The 14485-nt window shown below is 72.3% G+C and carries 13 protein-coding genes; 10 read left to right on the top strand and 3 right to left on the bottom strand.

The genetic code is table 11. The annotated features are described in order from the left end of the window. Window positions 1-86: 86 nt before the first annotated feature. Together HNQ07_RS05590 and HNQ07_RS05585 are read left to right on the top strand one after the other, a co-directional pair. Window positions 87-935: a hypothetical protein gene (locus HNQ07_RS05590; RefSeq protein ID WP_184109961.1), complete on the top strand. Its 849-nt coding sequence runs from the start codon at window positions 87-89 to the stop codon at window positions 933-935. A gap of 107 nt (window positions 936-1042) precedes the next feature. Then, window positions 1043-2086 carry a phosphatidylglycerol lysyltransferase domain-containing protein gene (locus tag HNQ07_RS05585; RefSeq protein ID WP_184109960.1) on the top strand — a complete coding sequence of 348 codons (1044 nt, stop codon included), beginning with the start codon at window positions 1043-1045 and terminating at the stop codon, window positions 2084-2086. A 51-nt stretch (window positions 2087-2137) separates the two neighbouring features. Here the strand turns inward: HNQ07_RS05585 and HNQ07_RS05580 are convergent, their stop codons facing one another. Beyond that, entirely contained in the window at window positions 2138-2920 is a 783-nt protein-coding gene (locus tag HNQ07_RS05580; protein ID WP_184109959.1) for an SDR family oxidoreductase, read from the bottom strand. Between the two features lie 100 nt (window positions 2921-3020). Between HNQ07_RS05580 and dgoD the strand changes: the two genes are divergently transcribed. The 3 genes from dgoD (at window position 3021) to HNQ07_RS05565 (ending at window position 9348) form a co-directional block, all read left to right on the top strand. Further along, window positions 3021-4169, top strand: a complete 1149-nt coding sequence (dgoD, locus tag HNQ07_RS05575) for a galactonate dehydratase (RefSeq protein ID WP_184109958.1) — start codon at window positions 3021-3023, stop codon at window positions 4167-4169. Window positions 4170-4262: 93 nt separating this feature from the next. Further along, on the top strand, window positions 4263-7262 hold the full coding sequence (locus tag HNQ07_RS05570) for a bifunctional diguanylate cyclase/phosphodiesterase (protein ID WP_184109957.1): 3000 nt from the start codon (window positions 4263-4265) through the stop codon (window positions 7260-7262). A 37-nt stretch (window positions 7263-7299) separates the two neighbouring features. Beyond that, window positions 7300-9348 carry a diguanylate cyclase gene (locus tag HNQ07_RS05565; RefSeq protein ID WP_184109956.1) on the top strand — a complete coding sequence of 683 codons (2049 nt, stop codon included), beginning with the start codon at window positions 7300-7302 and terminating at the stop codon, window positions 9346-9348. Window positions 9349-9350: 2 nt separating this feature from the next. Here HNQ07_RS05565 and HNQ07_RS05560 read toward each other — a convergent pair whose 3' ends face one another. Then, the gene (locus HNQ07_RS05560) at window positions 9351-9587 is read right to left on the bottom strand and encodes a hypothetical protein (RefSeq protein WP_184109955.1); all 237 of its coding nucleotides are present in this window, start codon (window positions 9585-9587) and stop codon (window positions 9351-9353) included. Between the two features lie 49 nt (window positions 9588-9636). Next, window positions 9637-9867, bottom strand: a complete 231-nt coding sequence (locus HNQ07_RS05555; RefSeq protein WP_184109954.1) for a hypothetical protein — start codon at window positions 9865-9867, stop codon at window positions 9637-9639. A gap of 114 nt (window positions 9868-9981) precedes the next feature. Here HNQ07_RS05555 and HNQ07_RS05550 point away from each other — a divergent pair, with 114 nt between their 5' ends. Genes HNQ07_RS05550 through HNQ07_RS05530 form a run of 5 tightly spaced genes read left to right on the top strand, consistent with a single transcriptional unit; the run spans window position 9982 to window position 14482 of the window. Continuing rightward, a complete protein-coding gene (locus HNQ07_RS05550) occupies window positions 9982-10953 on the top strand; it encodes an acetylxylan esterase (RefSeq protein ID WP_184109953.1) in 972 nt (323 codons plus the stop codon). 22 nt (window positions 10954-10975) lie between these two features. Further along, complete coding sequence (locus tag HNQ07_RS05545) at window positions 10976-11416, top strand: SRPBCC family protein (protein ID WP_184109952.1); 441 nt, start codon at window positions 10976-10978, stop codon at window positions 11414-11416. 7 nt (window positions 11417-11423) lie between these two features. Continuing rightward, entirely contained in the window at window positions 11424-13088 is a 1665-nt protein-coding gene (locus tag HNQ07_RS05540) for an FAD-dependent oxidoreductase (RefSeq protein ID WP_184109951.1), read from the top strand. A 15-nt stretch (window positions 13089-13103) separates the two neighbouring features. After that, window positions 13104-13409 (top strand): UBP-type zinc finger domain-containing protein, encoded by a 306-nt coding sequence (locus HNQ07_RS05535; RefSeq protein ID WP_184109950.1) that lies wholly within the window; start codon window positions 13104-13106, stop codon window positions 13407-13409. A 17-nt stretch (window positions 13410-13426) separates the two neighbouring features. Next, on the top strand, window positions 13427-14482 hold the full coding sequence (locus HNQ07_RS05530; RefSeq protein WP_308430869.1) for an aldo/keto reductase: 1056 nt from the start codon (window positions 13427-13429) through the stop codon (window positions 14480-14482). The last annotated feature ends 3 nt before the right edge of the window (window positions 14483-14485 follow it).

The following is a 14485-nucleotide window of genomic DNA, read 5'->3' as shown; positions in this document are numbered from 1 at the left end:
GGAGCGGTTGTGAAGGCAGTTGCATATTCATGAAGCTTTTCTATAGACTACTCAACAGTTCTCCCTACCCCCCGAGGAGCTTCCCCATGCTCGATCACAGCCGCGCCTCCCTTCCGACCCTGTTCAGCCCGGTGGACACCCACCACCTGATGAAGCGTATCTGCGTGCGGGCCCCCTACTTCGCCCTGCAGAACCTGCGCCTCTTCGACGGGACGTTCATGGCCGAGGCGACCGCCGAGTCGCGCGCCACCGCCGAGCAGGGGCCCATGCAGGCCGGCGAGATCAGCCGCCACGCCGCCATCTGCGGCCTGTGCGCCGTGGCCCTCGCCTTCGACGACGACGACCGCCGCTACTACCTCGCGCAGGACGCGTCGTACACCGGGTTCGCCAACGCGGCGCCGTACGGCTCCGAGGTGTCCTTCAGCGCCACGGTGCTCGACCGCAACAAGCGCCAGGCGGTGGCCGAGATCGTGATCACCGCCGGCGGCCGGGACCTCGCGCACCTGCGCGTGACGTACACCATCCTCAGCGACGCGTCGTTCAGGCGGCTGTTCCGCTCCAAGTACGACCCGACCTTCAGCGTGCTGAACTACGACCGCATGCCCGATCCCCCCACCGGCGACTTCACCACCGAGGGGAACACGACCGTGCTGACGCTGCCCGAGATTCCCCGCGACGCCTGCGCCGGCCACTTCGAGAACTTCCCGGCCATGCCGGTCGCGGTGTTGATGGGCCAGCTGGGCGTCGTCGCCAGCCGCCACTACCGCGCGCCCTACCGCGTCGCGGCCGCGACGATGTCGGCGCTGGATTTCTGCTGGGCCGGCGAAAGCGCCCGCTTCGAGGTCACGCCCACGGCTCCCGGCACGTACGCGTGCGCGGCGTCGGCCTCCGATGCGGTCGTCAGCGAGATGACCCTGCACCTGACCCCTGCCTGAGCGACCCCGGAGGGGCGCCGCCGACATGTCGGCGGCGCCCCTCGCCCAGTGCGGGTCACCGCGGCGTTTCATGTTCCTCCCAGCGGCCGTGGCTAGCGTGGCGTGAGATGACCCCGCCCACCCAGCCGGCTGTCCGGCGTGCCCTGGAGCACCACGCCCGGTATGCCCGCAATCCGTCCTCGCTGGTCGCCATCGACGACCGTATCGAGCTGTTCGAGACCCCTGGCGTGACCGGCAGCATCCCGTACCGGGTGGTCGGCCGGGCGTGGGTGGCGGGCGAACCGCTCGCCCCGGCGGACGCGCTGCCCGATCTGCTGCGCGCCTTCCTGGTACAGGCCCGGCGGGCGGGACGCACGGCGATCCTCGCGCCGGTCGGCCCGGCGGTGAGAACGGTCGCCGTGCACCTGGGCCTGCTGGCGGTCCACCTGGGCGAGGCGTCGTACCTCGATCCGCGGCACTGGGCGCCGCGTGGCAACCGCTACGCCCGGCTGCGCAACGACATGAACCGGGCGGCGCGCCAGGGTGTTCGGGTGCGTGAGGTTCACGGGCCGGACGCGGAACTGCGCGCCGCGCTGCGGACGCTGGCCCGGCGGTGGCTGGCGGGACGCCGCGCGGGCACCGGCCTGGACTGGATTTTCCAGCTCGACCCCGCGCAGCACCCAGGGCTGAAACGAACGTTCGTGGCGACTGCGCCGGACGGCACGCTGCTCGCGTTCGTGTCCGCGTCTCCGCTGCCCGGCCGCCGCGGGTGGTACCTGGAGGACGTGGTGCGCGACGAGCGCAGTCCGCGCGGCACGGCCGCCAGCGTGGTCGCGCACGCGCTGCAGACCTTCGGGGCCGAGGGCGCGAGCAGCGTCACGCTGGGCGGCGTGCCGCTCACCGGCCACGCCGGGCGCCTGCACCTGCGCTTCCTGAGACCCGTGGTGGCGCGCTGGTACCACGTGGACGGCCTGCAGCACTTTAAGGCGCAGTTCGGCGCGGACGACCGCGAGGACGAGTGGCTGATCGTGCCGTCGGTCACCGCGCTGCCGCTGGCCGCGTGGGCGGTGCTGCGGCTCGCGGTGCCCGGTCCTCTGTGGCCGCTGGCCCAGCCGCTGTGGACGCCACCGGGCCAGACCCGCCGGACCCTCAGCCCGTCGCCGGTGTCGTAGCCGGAGTGCGGATGTGGCGGTGCGCCCTGAGCGTGCTCGGCTGGCCCCACCTCACAGCACGGCGAGCATGCCGCCGTCCACGTACAGCACCTGTCCATTCACGAAATCGCTGGCCGGCGCCGACAGGAACACGGCCGCGCCGACCAGCTCACGTGGGTCGCCCCAGCGGCCGGCGGGCGTGCGGCCCTCCACCCACGCGGTGAAGGCGGGGTCGGCCAGCAGGGCAGCGTTCATGTCGGTGCGGAAGTACCCGGGGCCGAGGCCGTTCACCTGCACGCCGCCGGGCGCCCACTCGGCGCACATGGCGCGCGTGAGCATCTTCAGGCCGCCCTTGGCCGCCGTGTAGGGCGCGACACTGCGCCGCCCGACCTCGCTCATGACCGACAGGACGTGCACGATCTTGCCGCTGCCCCGGCCGAGGAAGTGCGGCGCGACCGCCCGCGACACCAGCATGGGCGCGGTGAGGTCGGTGCGCAGCACCTCGTCCCACGTGGCGAGCGGCAGGTCGACCAGGGCGCCGCGCCGCTGGATGCCCGCGTTGTTGATCAGGACGTGCAGGTCGCCGTCCGCAAGCACCCGGGCGATCCCCGCGCCGACCTGGGCCTCGTCCGTCACGTCGAACACGGCCGGAGTCGCGTCCAGTCCCTCGGCGCGCAGGGCGTCCACGGCGCCGGTCACGCGGGCAGCGGTGCGGCCGTTGAGCACGACCGCCGCGCCGTGCTGCGCCAGGCCGCGCGCGAGTTCCAGGCCGATACCGCCGCTGCTGCCGGTGATCAGCGCCCGGCGGCCGGTCAGGTCGAAGAGGGAGCGGGGCGCGGTGGTCGGCTCGGACATGGCCGGAGCATAGGCCCACGCAACACGGGCGTGGAACAATGCCGGTGATGCGCACCCAGCGGCCGGCCGAGCCTGTCCCCGCACGCGGCGGAGGGATTCCGTGAAGATCACGCGCCTGGAGACCTTCGTGGTGCCGCCGCGCTGGCTGTTCCTGAAGATCGAGACCGACGAGGGCGTCAGCGGGTGGGGCGAGCCTGTCGTGGAGGGCCGCGCGCACACCGTGCAGGCGGCCGTGCAGGAGCTGTCGGACCTGCTGATCGGGCAGGACCCGGCGCGCATCGAGGACCTGTGGCAGGTCATGCACCGGGGCGGGTTCTACCGGGGCGGCGCGGTGTTCATGAGCGCCATCGCGGGCATCGACCAGGCGCTGTGGGACATCAAGGGGCAGGTGTACGGCGCGCCCGCGTACCAGCTGCTGGGCGGTCCGGTGCGCGACCGCATGCGCGTGTACTCATGGATCGGCGGCGACCGACCGGACGACGTGGCCCGGGCGGCGCGCGCCGCGCTCGCGGCCGGCTTCACGGCCGTCAAGATGAACGCCACCGAGGAACTGAGCTACCTGGACGTGCCGTCGAAGATCGACGCGGTGCTCGCCCGCGTGCAGGCGGTGCGCGACGCCACCACGCCGGATTTCGGCGTCGCGGTGGACTTCCACGGGCGCGTCCACCTGCCGATGGCCCGCGTGCTGGCGCGTGAACTCGACGCGATGCGGCTGCTGTTCATCGAGGAACCGGTGCTCAGCGAGAACGTGGAGGCGCTGCGCGAGGTGCGCCGGGTGACGACCACGCCGATCGCGCTGGGCGAGCGGCTGTATTCCCGCTGGGAGTTCAAGACGGTCCTTCAGGAGGGCCTGGCGGACATCCTCCAGCCGGACCTGTCGCACGCGGGCGGCCTGACGGAGTGCCGCAAGATCGCCGCGATGGCCGAGGCCTACGACGTGGCGATCGCGCCGCATTGCCCGCTGGGGCCGATTGCGCTGGCAGCGTGCCTGCAACTGGACGCCGTGGCGCACAACGCCGCCATCCAGGAGCAGAGCCTGGGCATCCACTACAACGAGGGCAGCGACCTGCTGGACTACCTGAGCGACCCGGCGGTGTTCGCGTACAGCGGTGGATTCGTTCCCATTCCGCAGGGCCCGGGGCTGGGCGTCACGGTGAACGAGGAGCACGTCCGCGCACTGGCCCGGGTGGGGCACCGCTGGCGCAATCCGCTGTGGCGCCATGCGGACGGCAGCGTCGCGGAGTGGTGAGCGCGGGGGCGGGCAGCCCCCCCCGCGCATGAATACCGGATGAAGGCGGAAACCGCGCGGCGTGGCCGGGACCTGCCCGGTACACTCCACGCTATGGAATCGTCGCCAGGAGGTGCGGGACACGCGGCGCGGGCGGCCGTTCTGGAGACCTTCCGGTCCAGCGCGGACCCGCTGGCGGTCCTTGACGCGCTAACCCTGGATGTCCTGCTCATCACGGCCGAGCTGGAACGCCGGCTGGCCCTCCCGGCATCGGTGCTGCTCGGGCAGTCGTTCGCGGCCCTGACCGCGCCCGCCGACCGCGACGAGGTCCATGCCGGCGTGGCCGCCTTCGCGCAGGGCGGCGCGGCGCTCCCCCGCCGCAGCTTCGACCTCATGACCGGCGACGGCGCGGCGCTGCCCTGCGACCTGCACGGCACGCGGCTGACCCTGCCGGGCGGCCAGGCCGTCGTGGTCCTGACGCTTGAGCCTGTGGCGGCGCCGCAGCGCGAACTCGCGTTCTCGGGCCAGGTGCTCGCCAGCCTGCCTACCGAACTGGCCGTGCTGGACGCGCAGGGCCGCTACCTGTACTGCAACCCCGCCGCGGTCGGCGATCCGCAGGTGCGGGCGCAGATCGTCGGCAAGACCGACCGGGAGTTCGTGGCGTGGCGCGGGTACCCGCAGCGCGTGGCCGAGCGCCGCGAGGAACACTTCCGCCGGGCGCTCGACGAGCGGGCGACCGTGCACTGGGAGGAACTGTTCCCCACTCCGAACGGGCACCGCGTGGTGCGCCGCGCGTACACGCCGGTGTTCCGGGCGGACGGCTCGCTGGACGTGATGATCGGCTTCGGGTCGGACATCACGCAGTCGATGGAACAGACGCGGCGCCTGACGCTGCTGGAAACCATGGTGAGCACCTCCCTGGACGCGCTGATGGTGATCAACGTCTGCCCCGGCGACGCGTACCTCACCATGGAGTACGGCAACCCGGCGCTGTACGCGCTGCTGCGCCGCCACGGCCTGCACGATCTGGAGGACGTGCCGCTGCACCGCTGGCCGTTCGGCGTGCGGGACCTGGCGGCCATCAACGACCTGCGCGCGCGGCTGACCCGGCAGCACACCGGCGGCCAGCGCGGCGGCACGTACGTGCTGTTCCTGCCGGACCTGCGCGAGTGGCTGGAACTCACCGCCAGCCCCATCCTGGACGCTGCTCGGACGTGCACGCACTGGGCGGTGGACCTGCGCATCGTGACGGACCGCCACCGCGCGCAGGACGTGCAGTTGCGGCTCGTCGAGGCGAACTTGCTGGCCCTGCGGGGCCGGCCGCTGGACGTCAGCGTGATGGCCATGCTGGGCGGCGTGGAGGTGTGGCATCCGGGCTGGCGAGCGGCGGTGGTGTTCGCGGACGCGGGCGCCCTGCGCGTGCTGGGGGACGCGCCGGCCTCGTTGCAGGCGACGCTGGAGGACACGGCGCCCGCGTTCCTGCGGGAGCTGTGGCAGCGCCGAGACCCGGACCGGACCGGCCGGCCGCTGGTGTTCCACAACCTGCCCGCGCAGCTCGACGGACGCCTGGACCCCGCACAGATCGCGCGGCTGGGCGTGAGCAGCACCGCCGAACTCGCGCTGTACGACCAGGACGGCGGCATGCTTGGCGTGCTGTTCGCCGCGCACGAAACCCAGGAGGATGTGCCGGAGGGCCTGACGGACCTGCTGGAACTGCGCGCCCCGGCCCTGGCCCTGCTGCTGGAGCGCGACGTGCAGCGGCGGCAGCTCGAGCAGCTGGCGTACACCGATCCCCTGACGGGACTGATGAACCGCTGGACCTTCAGCACGCGGCTGGACTGGGAACTGCGGCGAGTCGCGCAGGAGGGCGGGCAGCTCGCCCTGGGTCTGATCGACCTCGACCGCTTCAAGCAGGTGAACGACGGCCTGGGCCACCCGACGGCGGACGAGCTGTTGCGGCTGCTGGCCGGCCGGCTGACCACGCTGGCGCAGCGCCACGACCTGCTGGCCCTGGCCCGCATGGGCGGAGACGAGTTCGCGTTCCTGCTGAGCGACCCCGGCCAGATGCCGGCGATGGTGCAGGATCTGCGCAGCGTATTCGACCAGCCGTTCGAGCTGGCGAGCGGCCCACCGCTGCTGCTGCAGGCCTCGGTGGGCTGGAGCGTGGCGCCGGACACCGCGCCCGACGCCGAGACCCTGCACCGGCAGGCGGACGCGGCGATGTACCAGGCCAAGCGCCAGCAGCGCTTCTCGCACGTGTTCGAGCCCACCGTGCGCTCCGGCATCCAGGCGCTCACGCTGGAGACCGCCATGCGCCAGGCGCTGCCGCGCCGCGAGTTCCGTCTGGTGTACCAGCCGCAGGTGGGCTCCAGCACCGGCGAGCTGTACGGCGCCGAGGCGCTGCTGCGCTGGACCAACCCCACCCTGGGCGTGATCACCCCGGACCAGTTCATCCCGGTGGCGGAACTCACGGGCCTGATGGGCGGCCTGGGCGCGTGGGTGCTGGACACGGCGTGCCGCGACGCGGCGGGCTGGGCGAACCCGCGGCTGACGGTCAGCGTGAACGTCTCCAGCACCCAGTTGCAGGACGCGCAGTTCGAGCACCACGTGCGCCGCGCGCTGGAACGCAGCGGCCTGGACCCGCACCGGCTGGTGCTGGAGGTCACGGAGACGGGCCTGATCGACAACCCGGCGTCCGCCCGGGCGATGCTCCAGGCGCTGCGGGACGAGGGCGTGCGGATCTCGATCGACGATTTCGGCACCGGCTACTCCACCCTGCACAGCCTGCGCACGCTGCCGGTGGACGAACTCAAGATCGACCGGGCCTTCATCCGCGACATCGGGGAACCGTCGCAGGGCGGGTGGGAGAGCCGCGCGATCATGCGCGCCACGTTGCAGCTCGCGCACGCGCTGGACATGGCGGTGGTCGCCGAGGGCGTGGAGCACCAGGCCCAGGCGGACGCCCTGCGCGAGGTGGGCTGCGACCTGCACCAGGGCTGGCTGATCGCGCCCGGGCTGGACGGAGCGGACTTCGAGCGCTTCGTGCAGGACTGGTCGGCGCGCCTTGCCGGGACGTCGCCGCGGTCGGCGTCCATGCTCACGCCGCCACATTGATCCCGCCCGGGGCGGCGGCTTGGTATGCTCCGCGCAGGTGCGAGCCCACGACCCAGCCCCGGCCCAGGACGGCACGGAGACCCTCAGTCTGCTGCGGCGCCGGACGTACCTGCTGATCCTGCCGGTCACGTTGGTCGCGGCGACTGTGATCTTCCTGCTGAGCCACGGCGAGCCCGGATCGACCTTCAACAGCCTGGCGCTGCCGGTCCTGGCCGCCGGGACACTGGCGCTGCTGCTGGGCCTGGTCAGCGGGCGCGTGCCGCTGCGCTGGACCGAGCAGGGCTTCTACGCCCTCGCAGTGCTGGCCTTCCTCACGAAATACCTGTCGTCGGTGCTCGACCACTCGGTGCCGCCGGACTCGGCGCTGGCCGAACTGTTCATCTGGACGCCGTTCGTGTACCTGCTCGCGTTCCTGATCGAGTCGCCGCGCCGCGCGCTGATCCGCTCGGCCGCCGTGTACGGCGTGAGCGTGCTGATCGGCGTGTACGGCGTGTGGACCGGCGGCATGACTGCCGCCCGGCTGCTGGAGTACCACCTCGCCGAGGGCATCATCCTGACGCTGGTGTCCGTGCTGTCCGCCCTGAAAGACCAGGTGCTGGCGTTGCAGGACCGGGTGGGCGATCTGCACCGGCTGGCGCACCTGGACCCGCTGACCGGGATCAGCAACCGCCGGCAGCTCGAACTCCAGCTCAGCCACGAGGTGCTGCGCAGCAAGCGCTACGGCACGCCGTGGTGCGTGATCCTGTTCGACCTGGACGATTTCAAGACCGTGAACGACCGCCACGGGCACGTGGTGGGCGACGAGGTACTGCGCCAGGCGGCGGCCGTGATGCAGCGTGAGGTGCGCGGCACCGACCTGCTCGGCCGCTGGGGCGGCGAGGAATTCCTGATCCTGGCCGTGCAGATCGACCTGCCGTACGCGCTGGCCCTGACCGAGCGGCTGCGCGTGGCGCTCGAACGGCACGTCATGCCGGGGGCGGGGCACATCACGGCCAGTTTCGGCGTGGCCGCGTACCGCGACGACGAGACCTCCGAGCAGCTGATCGCGCGGGCGGACGCCGCGCTGTACGCCGCCAAGAACGCCGGCAAGAACCGCGTGGAGGGCGCGCTGGTGAAGGTGGACACGCCGCTGCGCGTCCCGGCGCTGCGCAATCCCTTCCCGGTCGCGCCGCCCACGCCGCATCACGCGGTCGCGCAGGCGACCAGCCGCTGGCTGTCCACCTTCGAACTCGGCCCGCAGGACGACGTGTCGCGGGTGAACTTCGCGGGCGCCTTCGCGCAGCTCGCCGCCGCCCTGCACCCCGGCGCGGACCCGGACGCGCTGCGCCTGATGGCCGACTGGTACAGCGTGATGTTCCTGCACGACGACCGCTGCGACGCGTCCGGGATCGGCAAGGACCCGCCCCGGCTGCGCGTGCTGACGTCGCGGCTGCTCGCGGCCCTGCGCGGCCAGCCACCCCTGCCGGACGACGAGCCGCTGGCGTGGGCCATCGCGGACCTCAGCCGCCGCCTCCGCGACGCGGGCGGGGACGCGTGGCTGCACGAGCTCGCGGCGCACGTCACGGCGTACTTCGGGTCGCTGGCGTGGGAAGCAGACAACCGCGCGCGCGGCGTGGTGCCGGCCCTGGACGAGTACGTCCGCATGCGGCCCCTCACGGCCGGGCTGGCGATCGACGAGGCCTTCCTGAGCCTGGTCGACCACCTGCGGCTGCCGGGCGACGCCCAGGCCCACCCGGCGGTGCACGCCCTGACACAGCACGCCAACCGCGCGGTGTGCTGGTCGAACGACATCATCTCGCTGGAAAAGGAGCTCCAGGGCGGGGACGTGCACAACCTGGTGCTGGTGCTGCGCCAGGAACGGGGGCTGGGGTTGCAGGACGCGCTGGAGGCCGCCGCGGCCATGTACCACCAGGAACTCGAGCGCCTGATCGCGGTCGAGCAGCACCTGCCGGACCTGGGGCCGGAGGTGAACCCGGCCCTGGCGCGCTACGTGCAGCTGCAACAGGTGCGGGTGGGCGGCATCCTGGAGTGGTCGTGGCGCTCGAAACGCTACCAGCTCGGCTCGGCGGCCGGCGTGCCGGGGTAGGTTCAGCCGCGCGCCAGCGCCGCGCTCAGCTGGCGCACGTGGTCGAGCAGGACGTCCGTGTGCCGTCCGAGTTCCGCGCGGTCGGTGGCGCGCTGTCCCCACAGCAGGGCGTTCCACGCGGCGTCCGGCAGGCGCGGGCACGCCGGGTCGCGGGCCAGCTCGCACAGCGTCCACGCGGCGGCGTCGAAGGCGGCGCGGGCCGCATTCGCGTCGGCAGTCTGGGCGTGGTCCGCGAGCATGACCCAGCTTAGGCCCGGACGGCAGGCCGCGTGACCGCACCTGCGGCCGTCAGGGGCGGGGGGACGGCCGCGTCCGGTCACCCACGACGTCCTGCGCGAGGAGTTCCAGCGGCAGCAGTTCCAGCTCCGGGTGCTGGTCGAGGAGCGCCCGCAGCGTGCCGTTCACGTCGCGGCGCGGCCCCGGCGCGGGCACTCCGGCGAGCAGCGCCAGAAAGGAGTGGTGGAGGGTGTCGAGCCCGGCCGACGCGGGCGTGGACGGCGATGCGGCTGGAGCAGTCATGCGCGCACGGTAGGCCCCGCCGCATGATCGGGGAATGACCGGACGGGCGCCGGTCATGACCACCCGGGCGGACGGCCGCAGCTACGGCATACTCAGCGCAGTCAAGGAGACCGCATGGCACTGTTCGACCTTCCGCTGGACCAGCTCCGTACCTACCGCGCGCCCCACGCCGCCCCGGCCGACTTCGACGCCTTCTGGAGCGGCACGCTGGAAGGCGCGCGCTCGCACGACCTGAACGCCACCTTCGAGCGGGTGGACACGCCGTACCGGACGGTGGACGTGTACGACGTGACCTTCGCCGGGTGGGCCGGTCAGCCGGTCAAGGGCTGGCTGACGCTGCCGCGTGCCCGGGACGGCCGGCTGCCGTGCGTGGTGGAATTCATCGGCTACGGCGGCGGCCGCGGCCTGGCGACCGATCACCTGACGTATGCCAGCGCCGGGTACGCGCACCTGATCATGGACACGCGCGGCCAGGGCAGCGTGTGGCGTCAGGGCGACACGCCCGATGACGCGCCGGGCAGCGGGCCGCAGGTGCCGGGCTTCATGACGCGCGGCGTCGCGCACCGTGACACGTACTACTACCGCCGGGTGTTCACAGACGCCGTGCGCGCCGTGGAGGCCGCGCGCAGCCACCCGGACGTGGACGGCTCGCGGCTCGCGGTGGTGGGCGGCAGCCAGGGCGGCGGGATCGCGCTGGCGGCGGCGGGCCTGACCGACGCGGCGCTGTGCCTGCCGGACGTGCCGTTCCTGTGCCACTACGACCGGGCGGCGCGGCTGGTGGATTCGTTCCCGTACGGCGAGATCGTGACGTACCTCAAGACCCACAAGGACCGCGCCGAGGACGTGTTCGGCGTGCTCGCGTACTTCGACGGCGTGCATTTCGCGGCGCGCGCGCAGGCCAGTGCACTGTTCTCGGTGGGCCTGATGGACGACGTGTGTCCGCCCAGCACGGTGTATGCGGCCTTCAACGCCTACGCGGGCGACAAGGACATCCGGGTGTACGAGTTCAACCGCCACGAGGGGGGCGAGAACGTGCACACGCTGGAGAAACTGCGCTTTCTGGCCCAGCACTGGCCGGCGCGCTGAGCGCCGCCGACAGGGAGGACATATGGACGGATCAGCCATCACGGTCGACACGCTGGTGCACGCGCCGCTGAACACGGTCTGGATCGCGTGGACAGGGCCGGAGCACATCACGCAGTGGAACCACGCCAGCGACGACTGGCACTGTCCGCGCGCCGTGAACGACCTGCGGCCCGGCGGCACCTTCTCGTCCACCATGGCCGCGCGCGACGGCAGCGTGGAGTTCGAGTTCGGCGGTGAGTACACGGCGGTGCAGCCGCGAGAGCGCCTCGCGTATACCATCGGGGACGGCCGGGCCGTGCTCGTGACCTTCGAGGCGGTAGACGACGACACCACCCGCGTGACCGAGACCTTCGAGGCCGAGAGCCAGCACCCGCCGGACATGCAGCGCGCCGGGTGGCAGGCCATCCTGGAGAACTTCCGCACGTACGCGGAGTCGCTGGACACGCCCGCCACGGCGCCGTGAGACCGCGGTGATCACAACGGAACTGCTGCGCGGCCTGCCGCTGTTCGAGGGGCTGGACGAGCCCGTGCTGCACGCGGCGGCCCTCGACGCGGCCGACCTGCAGCTCAGCGCGGGCGAATACCTCGTGCAGGAGGGCGACTCGGTGGCGTTCTTCGTGCTGCTGGCCGGCGAACTGGACGTCACCAAGGACGTGGGCGGGACGCTGCACCACCTCGACACCTACGGACCGGGCGACTCGTTCGGCGAGGTGCCGCTGCTGCTCGGCACGGTCGCCACGGTGAACCTGCAGGCCCGCACGGACGCGCGCCTGATGCGGCTCGACGGCCCGGAGTTCTTGGCGCTGTTGACGCACTCGGAGGTGCTCCAGGGCCGGGTGCTGGCGAACATGGCCCGCCGGGTCGGGAACCTCAAGCGCGTGACCCTGAGCGCGCCGGCGAACACGCTGCGGGTGGTGGGCCACGCCGACGACCTGCACTGCTTCGACCTGCGGGACTTCCTGTCGCGCAACCAGGTGATGTACCGCTGGCTGGACCCCGGCGCGCCCGCGCTGGCATGCGACATCCCGCCGGGCGTGGAGGACGGCGCGCTGCCGGCGGTACTCCTGCCAGGCGGCGACATGCTGCGCCGGCCCAGCGTGCGCGAGCTGGCCGTGCGGGTGGGCCTGCAGGTCGATCCGCATCAGGAGGCGTACGACGTGGTAATCCTGGGCGGCGGGCCGGCGGGGCTGGCGGCGGCGGTGTACGGCGCCTCGGAGGGCCTGTGTACCCTGCTGGTCGAGAAGCAGGCGCCCGGCGGGCAGGCGGGCACCAGTAGCCGCATCGAGAACTATCTGGGCTTTCCCACCGGACTGTCGGGCGCGGAACTCAGCGCCCGGGCGCTGCGGCAGGCCCGGCGCTTTGGGGCGGAGGTCGTGACCACCCGCGAGGCGACCGCGCTGGAGCCGGGCCGCGGAGAGCACACCGTCGTGCTCGACGGCGACACGCGCGTGGTCGCCCGCAGCGTGGTGCTCGCCATGGGCGTGGAATGGCGCAAGCTGCCGCTGCCGGACGCGGAGCGGTTCGTGGGGCGCGGCGTGTGGTACGGCGCGGCCCGCACGGAGGCGCCCGGCACGCGCGGCAAGGACGTGTACCTGATCGGCGGGGGCAACTCGGCTGGGCAGGCGGCCATGTTTTTCGCGAACTACGCGCGCTCCGTGACCCTGCTGATCCGCGCGGACCACATCGAGAAGGACATGTCGCAGTACCTGATCGACCAGTTGCGCGCCCGGCACGGCGTGCGGATCTGCGAGCGCTGCGAGGTCACCGCGCTGCACGGCGACACCCACCTGCAGGGTCTGACGGTGCACCACCGCGACACCGGCGAGGACGAGGCGTTGCAGACGGACTCGCTGTTCGTGCTGATCGGCGCGGACGCCCGCACCGAGTGGCTGGGGAACACGGTGCTGCGCGACGAGCGCGGCTACGTGTGCTCGGGCCTGGACCTCGCGCCGCAGAACCGCTGGCCGCTGGACCGCGACCCGTTCCTGCTGGAGACCAGCGTGCCGGGTGTATTCGTGGCGGGGGACGTGCGGCGAGGCTCGATCAAGCGCGTGGCCTCCGGCGTGGGTGAGGGCAGCATGAGCATCGCCCTGGTGCACCAGTACCTCGCTCTGCAAGGGCCGCAGACCGCATAGGGCAAGGAGGAGCCGATGACGAAATGCACGCACCTGGACACCATTGAGGCCGTGGCCCCCAGCGCGGACGGCTGCGAGGACTGCCTGAAGACGGGCGATACATGGGTGCACCTGCGCGTGTGCCTGGAGTGCGGACACGTGGGCTGCTGCGACTCCAGCAAGAACAAACACGCGACCAAGCACCACCACGCCACCGGGCACCCGCTGGTGCAGAGTGCCGAGCCCGGCGAGGACTGGCTGTGGTGCTACGTGGACCGCGTGATGCTGGAACCGTCGAGCGGCCCGCTGTGGAGCGGCCCGTGGCGCAAGGACGGACGCTGACGGCCAGCCGCTAGAGTGTGACGGCACACCGCTTCCCGCCGCCCTCCCCTGCTCCCACCGAGGTCACGATGGTCTACGATCCCCGTCCGCAGCGCTACGACTCGCTGCCCTACCGCCGCGCGGGCCGCAGCGGCCTGCTGCTGCCCGCCATCTCGCTGGGCCTGTGGCACAACTTCGGCGGCGTCGACCGCTTTGAAAGCGCCCGCGCGATGGTGCGCACGGCCTTCGACGGCGGCATCACCCACTTCGACCTGGCGAACAACTACGGCCCGCCGCCCGGCAGCGCCGAACTCACCTTCGGCCGCCTGCTGCGCGAGGACCTCGCCCCGTTCCGCGACGAGCTGATCATCTCCAGCAAGGCCGGGTACACCATGTGGCCCGGCCCCTACGGCGACTGGGGCAGCCGCAAATACCTGATCGCGTCGTGCGACGCCAGCCTCAAGCGCATGGGGCTGGACTACGTGGACGTGTTCTACCACCACCGCCCCGATCCGAACACGCCGCTGGAAGAGACCATGATGGCGCTCGACCAGATCGTGCGCAGCGGCCGGGCGCTGTACGCGGCGGTCAGCAACTACCCGGCCGCGCTGCTGCACCGGGCGGCGGGCCTGCTGCGTGACCTGGGCACGCCCTTCGTGCTGAACCAGCCCAGCTACTCGATGTTCAACCGCTGGCTGGAACCCGACGGCCTGCTGGACGCCCTGCGGGACGAGGGCGTGGGCGCCATCGTGTTCAGTCCGCTCGCGCAGGGGCTGCTGAGCACCAAATACCTGAACGGCATCCCGGCCGACTCGCGCGCCGCGAGCGCCACGGGCTTCCTGAAAGCCGAGCAGGTCACGCCGGAGCGGGTGGCGCAGGTGCAGGCGCTGAACGAGATCGCCGCCGCGCGCGGGCAGACGCTGGCGCAGCTCGCGCTCGCGTGGGTGCTGCGCCACCCGGAGGTCACGTCCGCGCTGATCGGCGCGAGCCGCCCCGAGCAGATCACGGACGCCATCGGCGCGCTGGGTGCCGGGCCGATCTCGGACGACGAACTGGCCCGCATCGAGGCGATCCTCAGCCCACCTCCGGCCTGACGG

This window comes from Deinococcus metalli (assembly GCF_014201805.1).
In the GTDB taxonomy this organism is placed as follows: Bacteria; Deinococcota; Deinococci; order Deinococcales; family Deinococcaceae; genus Deinococcus; species Deinococcus metalli.
This window is presented reverse-complemented; position numbering and strand designations above follow the sequence as displayed.